The organism is Shewanella sp. M-Br, assembly GCF_036245925.1.
GTDB classification, from domain to species: Bacteria; Pseudomonadota; Gammaproteobacteria; order Enterobacterales; family Shewanellaceae; genus Shewanella; species Shewanella oncorhynchi.
In genome coordinates this window covers 1-20,046 of sequence record NZ_BJBV01000034.1, presented here as the reverse complement: position 1 = coordinate 20,046, position 20,046 = coordinate 1, and the positions used below count along the sequence as shown (strand labels likewise).

At 48.3% G+C, this 20,046-nt stretch carries 15 protein-coding genes; 14 read left to right on the top strand and 1 reads right to left on the bottom strand.

The features are described 5' to 3' along the window. Nucleotides 1-6 precede the first annotated feature (6 nt). From AAA952_RS21085 to lpxC, 12 genes are all read left to right on the top strand, one after another. Nucleotides 7-1,761: a penicillin-binding transpeptidase domain-containing protein gene (locus AAA952_RS21085; protein ID WP_105251191.1), complete on the top strand. Its 1,755-nt coding sequence runs from the start codon at nt 7-9 to the stop codon at nt 1,759-1,761. After that, nucleotides 1,758-3,260 (top strand): UDP-N-acetylmuramoyl-L-alanyl-D-glutamate--2,6-diaminopimelate ligase, encoded by a 1,503-nt coding sequence (gene murE, locus AAA952_RS21080; protein ID WP_338259395.1) that lies wholly within the window; start codon nt 1,758-1,760, stop codon nt 3,258-3,260. Before AAA952_RS21085 ends, murE begins: the two co-directional genes overlap by 4 nt. A 76-nt stretch (nt 3,261-3,336) precedes the next feature. Beyond that, entirely contained in the window at nt 3,337-4,719 is a 1,383-nt protein-coding gene (locus AAA952_RS21075; protein WP_338259393.1) for a UDP-N-acetylmuramoyl-tripeptide--D-alanyl-D-alanine ligase, read from the top strand. Next, complete coding sequence (gene mraY / locus AAA952_RS21070) at nt 4,720-5,802, top strand: phospho-N-acetylmuramoyl-pentapeptide-transferase (protein WP_006079891.1); 1,083 nt, start codon at nt 4,720-4,722, stop codon at nt 5,800-5,802. Nucleotides 5,803-5,808: 6 nt separating this feature from the next. Further along, nucleotides 5,809-7,128 carry a UDP-N-acetylmuramoyl-L-alanine--D-glutamate ligase gene (murD, locus tag AAA952_RS21065; RefSeq protein ID WP_338259391.1) on the top strand — a complete coding sequence of 440 codons (1,320 nt, stop codon included), beginning with the start codon at nt 5,809-5,811 and terminating at the stop codon, nt 7,126-7,128. Continuing rightward, the gene (ftsW, locus tag AAA952_RS21060; RefSeq protein ID WP_113941076.1) at nt 7,118-8,329 is read left to right on the top strand and encodes a cell division protein FtsW; all 1,212 of its coding nucleotides are present in this window, start codon (nt 7,118-7,120) and stop codon (nt 8,327-8,329) included. The genes murD and ftsW overlap by 11 nt, the downstream gene beginning before the upstream one ends. Next, nucleotides 8,329-9,417, top strand: a complete 1,089-nt coding sequence (gene murG / locus AAA952_RS21055; protein WP_113941075.1) for an undecaprenyldiphospho-muramoylpentapeptide beta-N-acetylglucosaminyltransferase — start codon at nt 8,329-8,331, stop codon at nt 9,415-9,417. Before ftsW ends, murG begins: the two co-directional genes overlap by 1 nt. A gap of 2 nt (nt 9,418-9,419) precedes the next feature. Then, the gene (gene murC, locus AAA952_RS21050; protein WP_105251197.1) at nt 9,420-10,886 is read left to right on the top strand and encodes a UDP-N-acetylmuramate--L-alanine ligase; all 1,467 of its coding nucleotides are present in this window, start codon (nt 9,420-9,422) and stop codon (nt 10,884-10,886) included. A gap of 151 nt (nt 10,887-11,037) precedes the next feature. Beyond that, nucleotides 11,038-11,787 carry a cell division protein FtsQ/DivIB gene (locus tag AAA952_RS21045; protein ID WP_168826587.1) on the top strand — a complete coding sequence of 250 codons (750 nt, stop codon included), beginning with the start codon at nt 11,038-11,040 and terminating at the stop codon, nt 11,785-11,787. Continuing rightward, nucleotides 11,768-13,003 carry a cell division protein FtsA gene (ftsA, locus tag AAA952_RS21040; RefSeq protein WP_006079897.1) on the top strand — a complete coding sequence of 412 codons (1,236 nt, stop codon included), beginning with the start codon at nt 11,768-11,770 and terminating at the stop codon, nt 13,001-13,003. Before AAA952_RS21045 ends, ftsA begins: the two co-directional genes overlap by 20 nt. A 33-nt stretch (nt 13,004-13,036) precedes the next feature. Further along, nucleotides 13,037-14,224 carry a cell division protein FtsZ gene (gene ftsZ, locus AAA952_RS21035; RefSeq protein ID WP_106648312.1) on the top strand — a complete coding sequence of 396 codons (1,188 nt, stop codon included), beginning with the start codon at nt 13,037-13,039 and terminating at the stop codon, nt 14,222-14,224. 182 nt (nt 14,225-14,406) lie between these two features. Continuing rightward, a complete protein-coding gene (gene lpxC / locus AAA952_RS21030; RefSeq protein WP_011845621.1) occupies nt 14,407-15,327 on the top strand; it encodes a UDP-3-O-acyl-N-acetylglucosamine deacetylase in 921 nt (306 codons plus the stop codon). Nucleotides 15,328-15,339: 12 nt separating this feature from the next. Here the strand turns inward: lpxC and AAA952_RS21025 are convergent, their stop codons facing one another. Beyond that, nucleotides 15,340-15,786 carry a DUF721 domain-containing protein gene (locus tag AAA952_RS21025; protein ID WP_338259384.1) on the bottom strand — a complete coding sequence of 149 codons (447 nt, stop codon included), beginning with the start codon at nt 15,784-15,786 and terminating at the stop codon, nt 15,340-15,342. Nucleotides 15,787-15,813: 27 nt separating this feature from the next. On the opposite strand from AAA952_RS21025, the gene AAA952_RS21020 reads away from it, so the two are divergent. Continuing rightward, nucleotides 15,814-16,713, top strand: a complete 900-nt coding sequence (locus AAA952_RS21020; RefSeq protein ID WP_105251201.1) for a M23 family metallopeptidase — start codon at nt 15,814-15,816, stop codon at nt 16,711-16,713. Nucleotides 16,714-16,773: 60 nt separating this feature from the next. Then, entirely contained in the window at nt 16,774-19,500 is a 2,727-nt protein-coding gene (secA, locus tag AAA952_RS21015) for a preprotein translocase subunit SecA (protein ID WP_338259418.1), read from the top strand. The last annotated feature ends 546 nt before the right edge of the window (nt 19,501-20,046 follow it).

Below are 20,046 nucleotides of genomic sequence, written 5' to 3'. Positions count from 1 at the left end.
GAAGATATGACTAGGCAAGCGAAAATCAAACGGGTAAGCAAACCGCAAAAACCTCAATTGATCCACTGGCGTTTATACGTAGTGGTCGGGTTTGTGTGTGCGTTGTTTTGCAGCCTAGTGGGACGCGCAGCTTACATTCAAATTATCGAGCCCGACAAATTACGTCACGAAAGTGACATGCGAACATTGCGGACCACTAGTCGTGAAGTGCAGCGTGGCTTGATCACCGACCGTAATGGCGACATGCTGGCCGTGAGCGTACCTGTACGAGCCGTCTGGGCTGATCCAAAACAAGTCAATGATAGTAATGGTTTTGCCGATATGCGCCGCTGGCAAGCCTTAGCCGATGTGTTGCATGAGCCCCTCGAAGATTTGTTAGAGCGAGTGCGCAGTAACCCCACCAAACGCTTCACCTACTTGAAACGCCAAATTACTCCCGCGGTCGCGGATTACATCACTCAGCTGAAATTACCCGGTGTTTTCCTTAAATCTGAATCCCGCCGCTATTACCCTGGTGGTGAAATCACTGCTCAGCTTATCGGTATCACTAACATTGATGATGTTGGGATTGAAGGTGTTGAAAATGCTTACAATAGTTGGTTAACAGGTACGCCTTCCAAACAAAAAGTGCGTAAGTCACGCGATGGTCATGTCGTCGAGCGTCTGGATATAGTGCAGGAAGGTGAGAGCCCTAACGATCTCGTGCTGAGTATCGATCATAGGATCCAACAATTAGCCTATCGCGAACTAAAACGCACCACTGAGATGAACCAAGCGACTTCGGGTTCGATTGTCGTCCTCGACATTCACACGGGTGAAGTCTTGGCTATGGTGAATACGCCTTCGTATAACCCCAATGCGCGCGACAATCTGCAAACCTTCAGAATGCGTAACCGTGCTATGACAGATACCTTTGAGCCGGGTTCAACCATTAAGCCATTTGTGGTAGCCGCAGCGCTTGAAGCTGGCACAGTTAAATCGACCGATATTATTGCCACTTCACCGGGTTGGATGCGTTTAGGTGGTCGCCAAGTACGTGACCCCGCGAACTATGGTGATATGAGTTTGGCGCGTATTTTGGCTAAATCCAGTAACGTCGGCATCAGTAAATTGGCTTTGTCTATTCCGGTGCAGCAACTGCTCGGCACTTATCAATCCATGGGACTTGGTAGTTTTTCGGGAATTAACCTCACGGGTGAAAGCGCTGGCTTGATTCAAGATCGTCACCGTTGGTCAGACTTTGAACGTGCCACCTTGTCGTTTGGTTACGGCTTAACGGCAACAACACTTCAACTTGCGCGTATGTACGCCACCTTAGGCAATGGCGGCACTTTGTTCCCTGTCTCGATAATGAAACTGAAAAAGCCACCTGTCGGTGAGCGAGTCATTTCTGAAAATGTGGCCCACGATGTAATGCAAATGCTGGTCGGTGTAACGGAAAAAGGTGGCACTGGCACCTTAGCTCACATCGACGGTTATCCAGTTGCAGGTAAGTCTGGCACAAGTCGTAAGGCAGTTGCTGGTGGTTATGGTGATGATTATGTTGCTTTATTTGCGGGTGTTGCTCCTGCGAATAATCCTAGATTAGCGATAGTGGTGGTAGTGAACGAGCCTAAGGGCGATCTCTATTATGGTGGTTCAGTGGCGGGGCCTGCATTTGCCAAAGTCATGTCTGGCGCACTGCAAATGTTAAACGTTGAACCCATTACCGATAAAGAACAAGTGCAATTGGCGGGAATCGCCGCTGGGAGAGCAGAATGATGTTATTACGGGATTTGCTAGCGCCTTGGCTACATTATGCTGGCGCGCAGTCCTTCAATGATCTGACCTTAGATAGCCGCGCAATACGTCGCGGCGATGTGTTTCTGGCGCTGCCAGGACATAAGGTCGATGGCAGACAGTTTATTGAAAAAGCCTTAGATTTAGGTGCCGCAGGCGTATTAGTTCACACGGATGAGGCTGACCAACATGGCAAAGTGTTGCTGGGCGATAATGCCGAGCACGGTGTGCAGATTTATTTCTTTCAGTTAAGTCGTCAGGTATCGGCAATTGCCGCCCAGCGTTATCCCTTAGCGGACAAGTCTGCCGTTATGCCATCCCTTGGGGTTATTGGTATTACTGGAACTAACGGTAAAACCTCTACGAGTCAACTCATTGCACAACTGGTGACTTCATTGGGGCGCAAAGCCGCCGTCATGGGCACCCTTGGCAATGGTCTCTGGGGCGAGCTTGTTGATAGTGGTAACACCACAGCCGATGCGATTACCTTAATGCATCAGTTGCATGAGTTTAAAGCCCAAGGCGCGAGTGTCTGCGCCATGGAAGTGTCGAGCCACGGCTTAGTGCAAGGCCGCGTCGACGCAGTACCATTTGATGTTGCCGTGTTCACTAATCTGACGCGAGATCACCTCGATTACCACGGCGATATGGAAAGCTATGCCGCCGCTAAACAAAGCCTATTTCGTTTCAGCACTTTAGGTCACGGTTTATTGAATCTCGACGATGCAGTTGGCGCCTCTTGGTTGATTGAGCTTAAGCCTGTGCCTGCGCAGATTTGGGGTTTTAGCATTGAAGGTCATCAAGGTGCGGCTTTTTATACCAAAAATGCCAAGTTTGACGATCAAGGTGTCAGTGCAACCTTAGTGTGGCCCGAGGGCGAGACTCAAATCCACTCGCCACTTCTTGGTGCCTTTAATCTCTCTAATTTACTCGCGGCGTTATCGGCCTTGTATCTGCAAGGTTTTGATATGAAAGTGTTAGCCGAGCAGGTGCAATATTTAACGCCCGTTGCAGGTCGTATGGAGCGTTTCACTACAGCGGATAACATCACCTTAGTGGTTGATTATGCCCATACACCCGATGCGATAGAACAAGCGTTAAACGCGCTACGTCGCCATTGTGCTGGTGATTTATGGTGCGTGTTTGGTTGTGGCGGCGACCGTGATAAGGGCAAGCGTCCTTTGATGGGCCAAGCTGCTGAACAGTTTGCCGACCGCATTATGGTGACCAGCGACAATGCGCGCAGTGAAGACCCCGCGCAAATTATTACCGATATTATCCAAGGGCTTGCAACACCAGAGCAGGTATTGACTCAGGTTGACCGTATCGCAGCAATTAAAGAGGTTGTGGCATTGGCTAAACCTGGCGATGTGATCTTGCTTGCGGGCAAAGGCCACGAAACTTACCAAGAGGCGGCAGGTGTGCGTCATGACTATGATGAACGCGCTCTGGCACGCCAGTTAGCGGAGCAATCAAGATGATCCCTCTTTCTCTCTGGACCCTAAGTCAACATTATGATGGATGTGTATTGGCACACCGGTCATTGGAGCAATCAAGATGATCCCTCTTTCTCTCGAGACTCTAAGTCAACACTTAGGCGTGCATCGAGTCGGTGACGACGTCACCATCCAAGATTTAAGCAGTGATAGCCGCAAAATCGGCGCTGCAACCCTGTTTGTTGCCTTAAAGGGTGAGCGCTTTGACGGCCATCATTTTGCAGCTACAGCTATTGCGAACGGCGCCGCGGCGTTAATGGTTGAGCGTGAGTTAGCTTTTGATATCCCGCAGCTCATAGTGGCTGATTGTCAAAAAGCCATGGGTGCGATTGGTGCTTATGTTCGTGACCAGATCAATCCGATTTGTGTTGCTTTGACTGGCTCAAACGGCAAAACCAGCGTGAAGGAAATGATCGCGACCATTCTGTCGGCAAAGCATCAAATCCTCTATACCGCTGGCAATTTTAATAATGAGATTGGTGTGCCGCTCACTTTGCTGCGTTTAACGCCAGCGGATGAGTTTGGGATATTCGAGCTCGGCGCTAACCATAAAGGTGAAATCGATTACACCTCGGGACTTGTGCGTCCAAATGTCGCGCTGGTGAATAACGTCGGCAGCGCCCATTTAGAAGGATTTGGATCACAAGCGGGTGTCGCACAGGCGAAGTCAGAAATTTTTAATCATCTGCAGGCCGATGGCACTGCCATCATCAATGCCGATGATGCCTTCGCTGATTTTATGAGCGTTAAGGCAAGACCTTATAAGCAACTGAGCTTCTCCCAGCAAGATGGTGCCGCTAAACGTCATATCGACGTGATAGCGACAGGCCATAAGACTAATGCGGATGGTTGCTATCGTTTTATGCTCAATTATTTAGGTGAATCTTGCCAAGTGGTATTGCCGTTGGCGGGTCGTCATCAGGTGAGTAATGCTCTCGCCGCTGCAAGTGTTTGTATTGCTTTGGGATTGAGTTTGACTGAAATATCTGAAGGCTTGAGCCAATTAACGCCAGTGAAAGGACGTATGCAGCCGAGTCAATTGGGACGCGTGCGTCTAATCGACGATAGCTATAACGCAAATCCTGTGTCCGTTGGCGCTGCGATCGCTTGGTTAAAGGAAATTTCTGAAAATCGCTGTCTGGTACTGGGAGATTTAGGAGAATTAGGCGACAATGCGCCCCTTTTACACGCTGAACTAGGGCAACTGGCCAAGCAACAGGGGATTGATGCCTTGTTTTGTACCGGAACTTTAAGTCAGCACACGAGCCAAGCTTTCGGTGCGGAGCACTATGACAGTGTGGCGACGTTAGTAGAAAAACTTATAAAGCATATAAACCAGTTGCCGGGACAGGTAACGGTTCTCGTTAAAGGTTCACGTAGCGCCGCCATGGAGCGGGTCGTGGATGGCCTAACAGTAGCCTTCGGGCGTGGGGAGTTAGTGTAAATGCTGGTATATCTGGCCGAGTATTTAACCCGTTTTCATACCGGGTTTAACGTGTTTTCCTATGTAACATTTCGAGCCATTTTAGGCTTATTGACTGCATTGGTTTTTAGCTTATGGTTTGGCCCTAAACTGATTGAACGTTTGCAATTACTGCAAATTGGTCAGGTTGTGCGTAACGATGGTCCAGAATCACATTTTAGTAAGCGTGGCACGCCGACTATGGGGGGCTTGCTGATATTGGCTGCTATTTTCATCAGCGTATTGCTGTGGGGCGATCTCGGTAGCCGCTATGTGTGGGTCATGCTGTTTGTGCTCGGCAGTTTCGGTTTGATCGGTTTTATCGACGATTATCGCAAAGTGGTGCGTAAAGACACTAAAGGTTTGATCGCGCGCTGGAAGTACATTCTGCAATCTTTGGCTGCGCTGCTTATTGCTTTTTTTCTGTATGCCACAGCGGCAAATCCAGGCGAAACCCAATTAGTGGTGCCTTTCTTTAAAGACGTGATGCCACAACTCGGCGCCGTATTTATCGTATTGGCGTACTTCACGATAGTGGGTTCGAGTAATGCGGTGAACTTAACCGATGGTCTCGATGGTTTGGCGATTATGCCGACGGTAATGGTCGCGGCGGCGTTTGCCTTGATTGCTTATTTGTCGGGTCACGCGCAGTTTGCAAACTACTTACATATTCCGCATTTACCTGGCTCGGGTGAGCTTGTGATTGTCTGTACCGCCATTGTCGGTGCGGGTCTAGGCTTTTTATGGTTCAACACTTATCCCGCGCAAGTCTTCATGGGCGATGTGGGTTCACTGTCATTAGGTGCTGCACTTGGCACGATCGCAGTGCTTGTTCGCCAAGAAATTTTGTTAGTGATCATGGGCGGCGTGTTCGTGATGGAAACTCTGTCGGTGATCCTGCAGGTGGGTTCGTACAAGTTACGCGGCCAGCGTATTTTCCGCATGGCGCCGATCCACCATCACTATGAGTTAAAAGGTTGGCCTGAACCTCGAGTGATAGTGCGTTTTTGGATTATCTCGATATTCCTCGTCTTACTTGGCTTAGCCACGTTGAAGTTAAGGTAATTGGTTATGCAAAATCAGTATTCACACATAGTGTTAGGTTTGGGGGCCACGGGCTTGTCCGTGGTGCGCTATTTGTGTGGAAAGGGCATTACGCCATTGGTGATGGACAGTCGTCGGCAGCCTCCGGGCGCCGAAACGTTAGCGACGTCTTTTCCTGATGTGAAGCTGATTTCTGGCGGATTCGATTGCCGTTATCTTGTGCAAGCGACGCAGATCATTATCAGTCCCGGCATTGCCACTTATACCCCAGAGGTGCGTGCCGCTGTGGATATGGGCATTGAGGTGATTGGCGATGTGGAGCTATTTGCCCGTGAGATTGCTGACCGTAAACCTTGTGTGATTGGCATTACTGGCTCTAACGGAAAATCGACCGTCACTACGCTGGTGGGCGAGATGGCAAGGGAAGCGGGTATTGCTGTTGCCGTCGGAGGTAATATCGGTGTGCCTGCGCTGGATTTACTGCATGAAAATGCGGACTTATTTGTGCTTGAGTTGTCGAGCTTTCAATTGGAAACCACCCACAGTCTTAAGTGTGTGGTGGCGACCTGTTTGAATATCAGCGAAGACCACATGGACAGATACAGTGACATCGATGCCTACCGCGAGGCTAAATTACGCTTATATAAACAAACCCGTGCCGTACTTTTTAATCGTGACGATAAACTGACCGTACCACCAGAACCAATGAACCAAAACAGTTTTGGTTTAGCGGCGCCAGAAGCGGACGAATGGGGTATCAGCGACAGCAAGATTTATCACGGCAGCAGCGAAATAATGCCGATCACTGAAGTGTCGCTGATTGGCAGCCATAACCATGCCAACCTACTTGCGGCGATGGCGCTTGTGGATGTCGTCGGTGTCGATAAGCACGTTATGGCAAAAGTGGCGCGTAGCTTTACCGGCTTATCCCATCGCTGTGAAGTGGTTGGGATTAAGAATGGCGTGACCTATGTCAATGACTCGAAAGCGACGAACGTCGGCGCCACCGTTGCCGCGCTCGATGGCTTGAGTGACCACTTAGGCGATATTATTTTGATTGCTGGCGGCGACGGCAAAGGTGCTGATTTTAAACCTTTAGGCGTGGCATTAGCGAAAGTAACACACCTCATTACCTTAGGTCGTGATGGCAAAAAGATTGCTGCATTGAAAGACGGCTCGATAAGAGTCGACACTATGGCTGCTGCGGTAGCGAAAGCCGCTGAATTGGCAACCTCTGGTGATATCGTTTTATTATCGCCAGCCTGCGCCAGTTTAGATATGTACAGTAACTTCATGGCTCGAGGTGATGATTTTAGAAACCTCGTGGGACAGCTTAATGGCGAGTGATGCAAGACAACTTAGCCTATTTGGGCGTTTGCGTTTAGCAATACCCAATTGGCAACGTGATACCGAAGTCCCGGGCGTGCAATTGTACGACCGTGCTTTGCTCGCGGCTGTGTTGTCTTTGATTAGCTTCGGCTTTGTAATGGTGATGTCAGCCTCTATGCCTGAAGCGCAAACGCTCACGGGGAACCCATTTTATTTTATGACTCGCCATGTGGGTTATTTAGTGGGTTGCTTATTCATTGCGGCATTTGTGCTAAGAGTAGAGATGCAGACTTGGCAGCGCTGGAGCCCCATGTTGTTGTTGATTGTGGGTTTGATGTTGTTGGCTGTATTGGTGGTTGGCACTACGGTAAACGGTGCAACGCGTTGGTTATCCATAGGCCCTATTCGCATCCAGGTGGCGGAAGTCGCTAAATTTGCCTTCGCCATCTATATGGCGGGTTACTTAGTGAGGCGTCATCAGGAAGTGCGCGAGAATGCTAAAGGCTTCTATAAGCCGATTGCAGTATTTGCGATTTACGCTGTGCTGATTTTGATGCAGCCCGACTTAGGTACTGTGGTAGTGCTATTTGTGGGAACGGTTGGTCTATTGTTTTTAGCCGGTGCGCGTTTACTCGATTTCTTTGCCTTGATTTTTGCGGGCGTATTGGCGTTTGTGGCCCTAGTGCTATTGGAACCGTATCGTATCCGCCGAGTGACCTCCTTTATGGATCCTTGGCAAGATCCCTTCGGTAGCGGTTACCAGTTGACTCAATCTTTGATGGCCTATGGTCGCGGCGATTGGTTTGGCCAAGGGCTAGGTAATAGTATTCAAAAATTAGAATATTTACCCGAAGCGCACACAGACTTTATCTTTGCCGTGATCGGGGAAGAATTGGGCTTTATCGGCATTATTGCCGTGTTATCTGTACTGCTATTTGTGGCGCTGAGATCGATTCGTTTAGGTAATTTGTGTTTAGCCATGGATAAGCCATTTGAAGGTTATTTAGGTTATGCCATCGGTATTTGGATTTGTTTCCAGACTGTGGTGAATGTCGGCGCGAGTATCGGCATGTTGCCAACCAAAGGGCTGACATTACCTTTTATCAGTTACGGTGGTAGTAGTTTATGGGTCATGACTGCGGCAGCTATGATGTTGTTGCGCATTGATTACGAGCGGCGCATGACATTAGTTCAGGCCGTGCAAGGGAGATTGAAGTGATGACTCCAATAGGAAAACGTATTTTAGTCATGGCGGGTGGTACGGGAGGACATGTGTTCCCGGCACTGGCGGTGGCTAAGTATTTAGCTCAACAGGGTTGGCAAGTGCGTTGGTTAGGCACGGCCGATCGTATGGAGGCGCGTTTAGTGCCCCAGTATGGATTTGATATTGATTTCATTGATATCAAAGGTGTGCGCGGTAATGGTTTGATCAGAAAACTCGCGGCGCCCTTTAAAGTGGTGCGTTCAATCTTGCAGGCTAAGGCCGTGATTGCGGAGTTTAAACCCGATGTGGTCCTTGGCATGGGCGGATTCGCCAGTGGCCCAGGTGGTGTTGCGGCAAGATTAGCCGGTATTCCACTGGTGCTGCATGAACAAAATGCCATCCCAGGGATGACAAACAAGTTGTTGTCGCGGATTGCGACGCAAGTGTTATGCGCCTTTAAAAATACCTTTACCACAGTGAAGGCCAAGGTCGTTGGTAATCCGATTCGCCAAGAACTGATTGCCTTAGGTGCAGAACCTAAGCATGAGGCTGATGAAGCCTTAAAAGTGCTCGTGGTCGGTGGCAGCCTTGGCGCCAAAGTATTTAACGATCTTATGCCAGAAGCTGTCGCGATACTGAGTCAGCAGCAGTCAGTGACGGTTTGGCATCAAGTGGGTAAAGATAATCTTACGGGCGTGAAGGCGGCATATCAGCAACAAGGACAAGATGGTGGCGTGAATATCGCTGAGTTTATCGACGATATGGAAGCCGCCTATCGCTGGGCTGATGTGGTATTGTGCCGAGCTGGCGCCTTGACTGTGTCTGAGTTAGCAGCGGTGGGGCTACCGAGTATTCTGGTACCTTATCCCCATGCAGTGGATGATCACCAAACCCGTAACGCTCAAGTATTGGTTGAGGCTGGCGCAGCTTTCCTATTGCCACAGGCCATCTTGGATGTGAATAAACTGGCGAACAAATTACAGTTGCTCGCCAATGACAGAACAGAATTAGCCCGTATGGGCCAAAGAGCGAGAGACGTTGCGGTACTGGATGCGACTGAACAAGTTGCCGCAGTGTGCATCAGCCTTGCTGAGAAAGGATAAGCATGACTAAGACAGAAAGATACGCACAACTGAGAAGCATGATCCCAGAAATGCGCCGTATTAAGCGTATTCACTTCGTCGGCATTGGCGGCGCGGGCATGGGCGGGATCGCCGAAGTGTTAGTGAACGAAGGCTATCAGGTGAGTGGTTCGGATATTGCGCAAAATGCCGTGACTGACAGATTGTGTTTACTCGGAGCCAAGATCCAAATTGGTCATGCCGCTGAAAACGTGCAGCAAGTGGATGTGGTCGTCATATCAACCGCGATTAATCTGGAAAATCCAGAAATCCTTGCCGCTAAAGAATTACGTATTCCTATTGTGCGTCGTGCTGAGATGTTAGCCGAGTTGATGCGTTATCGACATGGTGTCGCGATTGCGGGCACCCATGGTAAAACCACGACAACGAGCCTTATCGCCAGCGTTTATGGCCAAGCTGGGCGGGACCCAACCTTTGTGATTGGTGGCTTGCTCAACAGTGCCGGTACCAATGCCAGATTAGGCACCAGCCGTTATTTGATTGCCGAAGCCGATGAGAGTGATGCGAGCTTTTTGCATTTGCAGCCTATGGTCAGTGTGGTGACCAACATCGAAGCCGATCATATGGATACTTATGGCGGTGATTTTGAAAAACTGAAATCGACTTTTGTGGATTTTCTACACAACTTGCCGTTCTACGGTGTCGCTGTGGTGTGCATTGATGATGCCGTCGTGCGTGAGATTCTGCCGCGTATTGGCCGTAAACACGTGACCTATGGTTTCAGTGATGATGCGGACGTGCAAGCACTTAATTTTAGCCAGCAAGGTCATCAGTGCCGTTTTACTGTCAGACGTAAAGCTAAAGAAGATCTCGATCTGGTGTTGAATTTACCGGGTCAACATAATGTGCTCAATGCGTTAGCTGCCATTGCGGTGGCGACTGAAGATGAAATCGACGATAACGCTATTACTCAGGCTCTAGTGGAGTTCCAAGGTATAGGGCGTCGTTTCCAGCATTTAGGCAAATTCGCCACGCCGAAGGGCGAAGTCATGTTAGTGGATGATTATGGTCATCATCCCAGCGAAGTTGCGGCGACCATTAAAGCTGCGCGCGCAGGATGGCCTGATAGACGTTTGGTCATGGCGTATCAGCCGCACAGATACACTCGTACCCGTGATTTGTATGAGGATTTTGTGGAAGTGTTATCACAAGTGGATTGCTTATTGTTACTCGATATTTATAGTGCGGGTGAAGCGCCGATCACAGGTGCGGATGGTCGCGCATTATGTCGTTCAATTCGCTTGCGTGGTCAGCTAGATCCGATCTTTATCGCAAGCCCAGATCTGCTTGCAGAAGTGTTGCCCGATGTATTGCAGGACGGGGATTTATTACTCACCCAAGGTGCGGGTAATATTGGCGCCCTGTCACGACAGTTAGCGTCGTCTGGATTAGGGTTTGCTGTGGTGGAATTACCTGCGCAAGCAAGCTGATCTTTAGCGCTTGATCTGCGAGAAAAAGGAAATTTTGACCAAAGGATTTTGGTCTATATAATGGCCGGTTTTCTGTGGTTTTTAATGGGTGTCGTTAAAGGTGGGATGAAGCGTGTCTTGGAGTGATAAGAGGCGGCACTGGCGGGCAAGAATGTCACGGTTTAATTGGTATCAATGGAGCGGGGCTGGCTTTTTATTCTTCATCGTAGCCAGTTTTGTATTTGGTGGCTATCAGTTACATAAATTTTTGAATGATGCCAGCAACTTGCCGATTGAGGCCGTTGCCATCAAAGGTGAGCGGGTTTACACCACAGATAAAGATATACAAGTAGCACTACAGCATTTAATGCAGCGCAGTTTTTTTAGTGCTGACATTACCTTAGTGCAGCAGGCGTTAGAAGCTTTACCTTGGGTGTATCGCGCATCGGTAAGGCGTGAGTGGCCAGCGAAACTCAGGGTGTATTTGCAAGAGCAACAACCCGCAGCTCATTGGAATGGTGACTTGTGGTTGAACGTGCATGGAGAAGTATTCGAAGCGCCATCGCACCCAGAGCTTGAGCATTTACCGCAGTTATCTGGACCAAATGATATGGGCCTTGAGGTGTTGACTGTCTATGCACAGATCAACTCCCTACTAAAGATTAATGGCTTTACCTTAGCCAGTTTGAATTTAACGCCACGACATGCGTGGCACGCGACCCTTGGAAACGGTATCGTTTTAGATTTGGGTCGAGAAGATAAAATTGCACGGATACAACGATTTATTACTGTTTATCCGGTTTTGGCGAAACAAGAGAAATCCGTTGCCAGAGTAGATTTGCGCTACGACACAGGGTTGGCCGTAGGCTGGGGCGATGCACAAACAAGAGAGCCGATAATTAATGATCAAAAACCAAGATAGAAACCTTATCGTCGGATTGGACATAGGAACCTCTAAGGTCGCAGTGATCATAGGCGAAGTTCTGCCCGATGGTGAAATCAGCATAGTCGGCCTTGGTAACCATCCCTCAAGGGGCATGGATAAAGGTGGCGTGAACGATTTAGATTCGATAGTTCGCAGTGTGCAACGTGCGCTCGATCAAGCGGAATTAATGGCGGATTGCCAAGTGTCATCGGTTTACTTGAGTATTTCGGGTAAACACATCGCCTGCCAAAATGAAAACGGCATGGTATCGATCAACGATGAAGAAGTGACACAGGAAGATGTTGATAACGTGATCCATACGGCTCGCTCGGTGAAGATCCCGACCGAACGTCGCATTTTACACGTGCTGCCGCAGGAATATGCAATCGACGTTCAAGACGGTATTCGCAGCCCAATCGGTATGTCCGGTATGCGTATGGAGGCCAAGGTACACATAGTGACCTGCGCCAATGATATGGCGAAGAATATTACTAAGAGCGTTGAGCGTTGTGGCCTTAAGGTTGACGACTTAGTGTTCTCTGGGATTGCTTCAGCCGATGCTGTGTTGACCTTCGATGAGAAAGATTTAGGTGTATGTATCGTCGATATCGGCGGTGGCACTACGGATATCGCGGTATATACCAATGGCGCCTTGCGTCATTGTGCGGTTGTACCGGTTGCAGGTAACCAAGTGACGAACGACATTGCGAAGATTTTCCGCACGCCATCGTCACATGCTGAACAAATTAAAGTACAGTTCGCCTGTGCTCGCAGTTCTATGGTGAGCCGCGAAGACAGTATTGAAGTGCCATCGGTAGGTGGTCGTCCATCGCGGAGCATGTCACGTCACACGCTCGCCGAAGTAGTAGAACCAAGATACCAAGAGCTGTTTGAGCTTGTGCTTAAAGAGTTGAAAGACAGTGGGTTAGAAGATCAAATCGCCGCAGGTATTGTGCTCACAGGTGGCACAGCGTCGATTCAAGGTGTGGTCGATATTGCGGAAGCGACTTTTGGCATGCCAGTTCGCGTAGCGTCACCGCTACCGATCAAAGGTTTATATGAATACGTGGACCAGTCTATTTACTCCACTGGAGTCGGACTGCTTCATTACGGCGCACGACGGGTGATCGAACGTCAGTTCGAACGTCCTGAGCGCCAAGGGGTAACTAGCGCTTGGAATCGGGTCCAAAGCTGGTTTAAGGGCGAATTTTAATTTTCATAACGCAGGCAACACGGAGATCAGACAATGTTTGAGATCATGGATACTCACTCAGACGACGCGGTGATTAAAGTCATCGGCGTTGGCGGCGGCGGCGGTAACGCTGTCGAACATATGGTCAAACACAACATTGAAGGTGTTGAGTTTATCGTTACCAATACAGACGCTCAGGCCCTGAGAAAATCAGGCGCTGGCTCAACAATTCAATTAGGACGCGATGTCACTAAAGGTCTTGGAGCAGGGGCAAACCCAGATGTGGGTCGTGCTGCAGCTGAAGAAGACCGCGAAAACATTCGCGCGGCAATCAAAGGTTCTGACATGATCTTTATCGCTGCCGGTATGGGCGGTGGTACAGGTACAGGTGCTGCACCTGTTGTGGCTCAAATCGCACGTGAAGAAGGTATTCTGACCGTTGCGGTTGTGACTAAGCCTTTCCCATTCGAAGGGAAAAAACGTATGGCTTACGCTGAGCAAGGTATTGCTGAGCTGGCTAAGCACGTGGATTCGTTAATCACGATCCCGAACGAAAAATTATTAAAAGTATTGGGCCGTGGTACTTCTTTACTCGATGCGTTCGCCGCAGCGAATAATGTGTTACTTGGCGCGGTACAAGGTATTGCCGAGCTTATCACTCGTCCTGGTCTAATTAACGTCGACTTCGCCGACGTGAAGACTGTGATGTCTGAAATGGGTAATGCCATGATGGGTACAGGCGTCGCTCGCGGTGAAGACCGTGCTGAAGAAGCGGCCGAAGCTGCTGTTGCCAGCCCATTATTAGAAGACATCGACTTAGCCGGTGCGCGTGGTGTGTTAGTTAACATTACTGCGGGTATGGATATGAGTATCGAAGAATTCGAAACTGTCGGTAATCATGTTAAGGCTTATGCCTCTGACAACGCGACTGTGGTTGTTGGCGCTGTCATCGACCCTGAAATGAGTGATGAGCTGCGTGTAACGGTTGTTGCTACTGGTATCGGTGCTGAAAAGCGTCCTGATATCCAATTGGTTTCTAAACCTGCACCTCGTCCAGAGCCTGTAGTTGTTGAACCAAAAGTCGAAGCCTATGTCGAAGAAGCTGCACATGTGAACTATGCAGCGCCAAAAGGCAACGTGTTGCCAGCGGCTCCGCAGCCAGCTCCTACGCCTGCACCATCGACAAAGCATGAATTGGATTATCTTGATATTCCAGCATTTTTGCGTAAGCAAGCCGACTAGCGAGAGCGTTTGAGTCCAGCGTAATATGTGAGGTGTTGTTCGTTTTGGGCAATACCACAACATAGCTGCATTTGTGTGACATAATAAAGTTATGTTATTATGTTGGACCAGTGCGGCTCGATTTACCGACGCTGAGTGTACAAATATTAGGCTTTATAATTGGCACATAAACGGGTAACTGAATGATATTTCAACGAACTGTTCAGAAAATGGTGAAAACAACTGGTGTCGGATTGCATTCTGGCAACAAGGTCACTTTGAGCATTATGCCCGCGCCCGTTAATTCAGGGATCGTACTCGTGCGCACCGATTTGAGTCCTGCCGTCGCCATTCCAGCGAAGGCGGAGCAAGTTCGTGAAACCACTATGTGTACGGCACTTGTCAATGACGAAGGTATTCGTATCTCGACCATTGAGCATTTATTTGCAGCTCTTGCGGGTTTAGGCATAGATAACGCTGTAATCGAAGTGGACGCGCCTGAAATTCCTATTATGGATGGCAGTGCAAGCCCATTCGTCTTCTTGTTGCAGTCTGCGGGTATTAAAGAGCAGGCCGCCCCTAAGAAGTACTTAAAGATTAAGCGCCCTGTGCGCGTTGAAGATGGCGATAAATGGGCCGAGTTAAAACCGTTTAAAGGTTTTAGAGTCAATTTTAAAATTGATTTTGCGCACCCAGAAATCGCTCGTAGCCAACAGCATGTGGTGATGGACTTTTCAACTTCTGCTTTCGTGAAAGATATCAGCCGCGCCCGTACTTTTGGGTTTATGCGTGATATCGAATATTTGCGAGCCAACAACCTAGCGTTGGGCGGCAGCATGGAAAACGCTGTTGTACTTGATGAATATCGCGTCCTTAATCCCGACGGCCTGCGTTATGAGGACGAATTTGTTAAGCACAAAATTCTAGATGCGTTTGGTGATTTATATGTGGCTGGGCACGCTATTTTAGGTGAGTTCACTGCGTATAAAACCGGTCATGCGTTGAACAACCAATTGGTGCGTGCTTTACTGGCGCAACAAGATGCGTGGGAGTTGGTCAGCTTCGAAAAAGAAGCCGATGTCCCCGTCAGCTTTACCGTACCAGGTGGCGCTGTATTTGCTTAAAAAGCGGTAAGATTATTTATTACGGCTGGCCAATGAGGCCAGCCGTTTTAGTTTTTCACCCAGTGAACCGCCAATATTTTCCGCTAATGCTGCAATGTGCTCCGCTGCTGCTGGGCTTAATTCTTTATGTCCCTGTTTAGGCTTTGCGTCATACATTGCTAATCTCGGGTTGACTTTAACCTCAATTGCGGTAAGGATTGGGAGCGTTTCTGCTTGAAGCTGGGTTAATAGCTTCGGCTTTTGGAAATTAATTCGCGCAGCCCAAGCTGCCGAAGTGGTTTCAACCACAAGAACACCCTGGCGGAAATTAGCGACTTTTAGTTGCTCCGCAACAGGACCTGCAATAATCTGCTTCACATGCTGATCCAGATACATAAGTAGTTCCGCTTTCTCAGCAAGGTCGGGTAATTTTCCCGATTGATGCAGTAATTTGCTGAGATCTTGAGGGGGCTTTTTCATATGATAATAAGATGGCTGAATTAGGCTATGAGTGTAACAGTATTTATTCAAGGTCGGAATGGCGTCACTCGCTGGCAGCCCAGTAAACGCTGGTTGCTACTTCCAATACTATTGTTGGCCACTGGGTCCGGTATTTATCAACACAACTCCGCTCGATTTCAAGATCAGCAAGCCAGTGTCGATAACGATCGTCTCGTGCGCGAACAACAAAAGAAACAAGTCTTAGAGCTTAAAAGTGCTACTGAGTCTCAACTGGCTATGCTTGTGACTCATGTTGCACGTATGCAAGCCAAGATCACCCGTCTCGAAGCTTTAGGTCAACAGGTCGCCCAGCAGAATAAGTTGGATGAAGATTTTGATTTTTCATCCGAGGTTGGTGTGGGTGGTTTGAGCGAACTAGGCACTAACATCGAGCTCGGACAGCTTATCGACGATATGGATAAGTTGGCATCACGAATTGACAATAATAATGTTCAGCTTTCACTACTTGAAACAGTGTCATCTAACCACCATATAGATGATGAACGTTATATATCAGGTATCCCGCTCGATAAAGGTTGGTTATCGTCGCCCTACGGATTACGTAATGACCCTTTCAACGGTCGCAGGTCTGTGCATAAGGGGATTGATTTTACCGGTCGAGAAGGAGCTAAAGTTGTTGCGACTGCTGCAGGCGTGGTGACTTTTGCTGGAAATATGTTCGGTTATGGCGAATTGGTTGAAATCGACCATGGTAACGGTTTGCATACGCGTTATGGCCATAATAAAGCTTTGTCAGTGACTGTAGGTGATGTGGTCGCAAAAGGCGATGCTATCGCCAGTATGGGAAGCACTGGGCGCTCAACTGGGGCTCATGTGCATTATGAAGTGTTGCGCGGCGGACAGCAGATAGATCCACAAAAGTTTGTCTACCGCAAAGCAAGTTAATTGAAACATTGGCTTCTAGTTTCCATCATGGACTTGGCCTACAGAGAATAAGTGATTCAGATGTTTGGTAAATTACTGACAAAAGTATTTGGTAGTCGCAACGACCGCACCCTTAAAGGGCTTCAAAAGATCGTTATTAGCATTAACGCATTAGAAGCTGATTATGAAAAATTAACCGATGAAGCATTAAAGGCGAAAACCGCAGAGTTTCGTGAGCGTTTAGCTGCTGGAGCTGCATTAGATAGCATCATGGCTGAAGCCTTTGCTACAGTGCGTGAAGCGTCTAAGCGTGTATTTGATATGCGTCATTTCGACGTACAGTTACTCGGCGGTATGGTACTCGACAGCAACCGTATTGCTGAAATGCGTACGGGTGAAGGTAAAACCTTAACGGCAACCTTACCCGCTTACTTAAACGCATTGACAGGCAAAGGCGTCCACGTGATTACAGTGAACGATTACTTGGCACGTCGTGATGCTGAGAATAACCGCCCACTGTTTGAGTTCCTTGGTTTAACCGTAGGAATCAACGTCGCAGGTATTGGCCAACATGAGAAGAAATCGGCCTATAACGCCGATATCACTTACGGGACCAACAACGAGTTTGGTTTCGATTATCTGCGCGATAACATGGCGTTTTCACCGCAAGAACGGGTCCAACGTCCGTTGCACTACGCCCTAATCGATGAAGTGGATTCAATCTTAATCGACGAGGCGCGTACGCCGCTGATCATTTCTGGCGCCGCCGAAGATAGCTCTGAGCTATACATCAAGATCAACACTTTGATCCCTAATCTTATCCGTCAAGATAAAGAAGATACGGAAGAGTTTGTGGGTGAGGGCGACTACAGCATCGATGAAAAAGCCAAACAAGTGCATTTCACCGAGCGTGGCCAAGAGAAAGTAGAAAATCTGCTGATCGAGCGCGGCATGTTAGCTGAAGGCGATTCACTCTATTCTGCTGCAAATATTTCCCTATTACACCACGTCAACGCGGCGCTTCGTGCGCACACGCTGTTTGAGCGTGATGTGGATTACATAGTACAAGACAACGAAGTCATCATAGTCGATGAACACACGGGTCGTACTATGCCAGGTCGTCGTTGGTCAGAAGGCTTACATCAAGCTGTCGAAGCCAAAGAAGGTGTACACATTCAAAACGAAAACCAAACATTGGCTTCGATCACTTTCCAGAACTACTTCCGTCAATACGAGAAGCTGGCAGGTATGACAGGTACAGCTGACACTGAAGCGTTTGAATTCCAACACATCTATGGATTAGACACAGTCGTTGTGCCGACTAACCGTCCAATGGTGCGTAAGGATATGGCGGATTTAGTTTATTTGACCGCCGATGAAAAATATCAAGCGATCATTAAAGACATTAAAGATTGCCGTGAACGTGGTCAGCCAGTATTGGTGGGTACAGTATCAATCGAACAGTCTGAACTGTTAGCGCGCTTAATGGTGCAGGAAAAGATCCCGCACGAAGTTTTAAATGCTAAATTCCACGAACGAGAAGCTGAAATCGTCGCGCAAGCTGGCCGTACTGGCTCTGTGACTATTGCGACGAACATGGCAGGTCGTGGTACCGATATCGTGCTTGGCGGCAACTGGAACATGGAAATCGATGAACTCGATAATCCAACAGCAGAGCAAAAAGCTAAGATCAAAGCCGATTGGCAAATTCGTCATGATGAAGTCGTTGCTGCGGGTGGTTTACATATCCTAGGTACAGAACGTCACGAATCACGCCGTATCGATAACCAGTTACGTGGTCGTGCGGGTCGTCAAGGTGACGCGGGTTCATCACGCTTCTATCTATCGATGGAAGATAGCTTAATGCGTATCTTCGCCTCGGATCGTGTCTCTGGCATGATGAAAAAGCTGGGAATGGAAGAAGGCGAAGCGATCGAGCATCCATGGGTGTCTCGCGCAATCGAAAACGCTCAACGTAAAGTTGAAGCCCGTAACTTCGATATCCGTAAGCAATTACTCGAATTTGATGACGTCGCTAACGATCAACGCCAAGTGGTTTACGCCCAGCGCAACGAGTTGATGGATGCGGAAAGTATTGAAGATACTATTCAAAACATCCAAGACGATGTGATTGGCGCGGTAATCGATCAGTATATTCCACCGCAATCAGTAGAAGAGCTGTGGGATATCCCAGGTTTAGAGCAAAGTCTACACCAAGAATTTATGCTCAAATTACCTATCCAAGAATGGTTAGATAAAGAAGACGATCTGCATGAAGAGAGTCTACGTGAGCGTATTATTACTGCTTGGGGCGATGCGTATAAGGCAAAAGAAGAAATGGTTGGCGCGCAAGTGCTACGCCAGTTCGAGAAAGCCGTTATGCTGCAAACGCTCGATGGTCTGTGGAAAGAACACTTAGCGGCGATGGACCATCTGCGTCAAGGTATCCACTTACGTGGTTACGCACAGAAGAATCCAAAGCAAGAATATAAGCGTGAGTCGTTTGAGTTATTCCAACAACTGCTGAACACTTTGAAACATGACGTCATCAGTGTGCTGTCGAAAGTACAAGTGCAAGCTCAGTCAGATGTGGAAGAAATGGAAGCGCGTCGTCGTGAAGAAGATGCCAAGATCCAGCGCGACTATCAACACGCAGCGGCAGAGTCGCTTGTTGGCGGTGGTGATGAGCATGAAGCTGTCACTGCGCAAGCACCGATGATCCGTGATGGTGACAAAGTGGGTCGCAACGATCCTTGTCCTTGTGGCTCTGGCCGTAAGTACAAACAATGCCACGGCAAGTTAAGTTAATCTGCTGATAGATTAAGCCTACTGAATAAGTAGAATAAAAAGTACACTAAAGGCAACTTATCTAAGTTGCCTTTTTATTTCTTCCATTAATTAAGAATTAAGCCTCACATTTACTCCCATGTCATCCGGATTACATTCTTACTCTTCTTTATATAGCTAATCGTCGTTATTCCCCATTGAACATCATTTCATTCTTATCGATAGCCATTAAAGCAAAGCCATCGCTGTAGCAAATTTAACCGTTAAAACTCATTTTGTGGATAAGTCTGAGGATAAAGTGGGGGTATTGTGTGACTAACTGAAAGTATTAAAAAAAGATCCATTTTTCTCAAAAAAGCCCTTGCGGACTTTCTCAATCTCCCTATAATGCGCATCCACTGACACGGCAGACAGCGAAACGCAAGTTAAGCAAAGAAAGCCAAGCAGTTCATCGGTTAGCAAGCTAAACGATGAGTGTTGAGAAAGTTTAAAAAACTACTTGACGCACTAACGGGAATGCGTAGAATACGCAGCCCTGACCCGCTGAAAACTCAGTGTGTGGTCAAC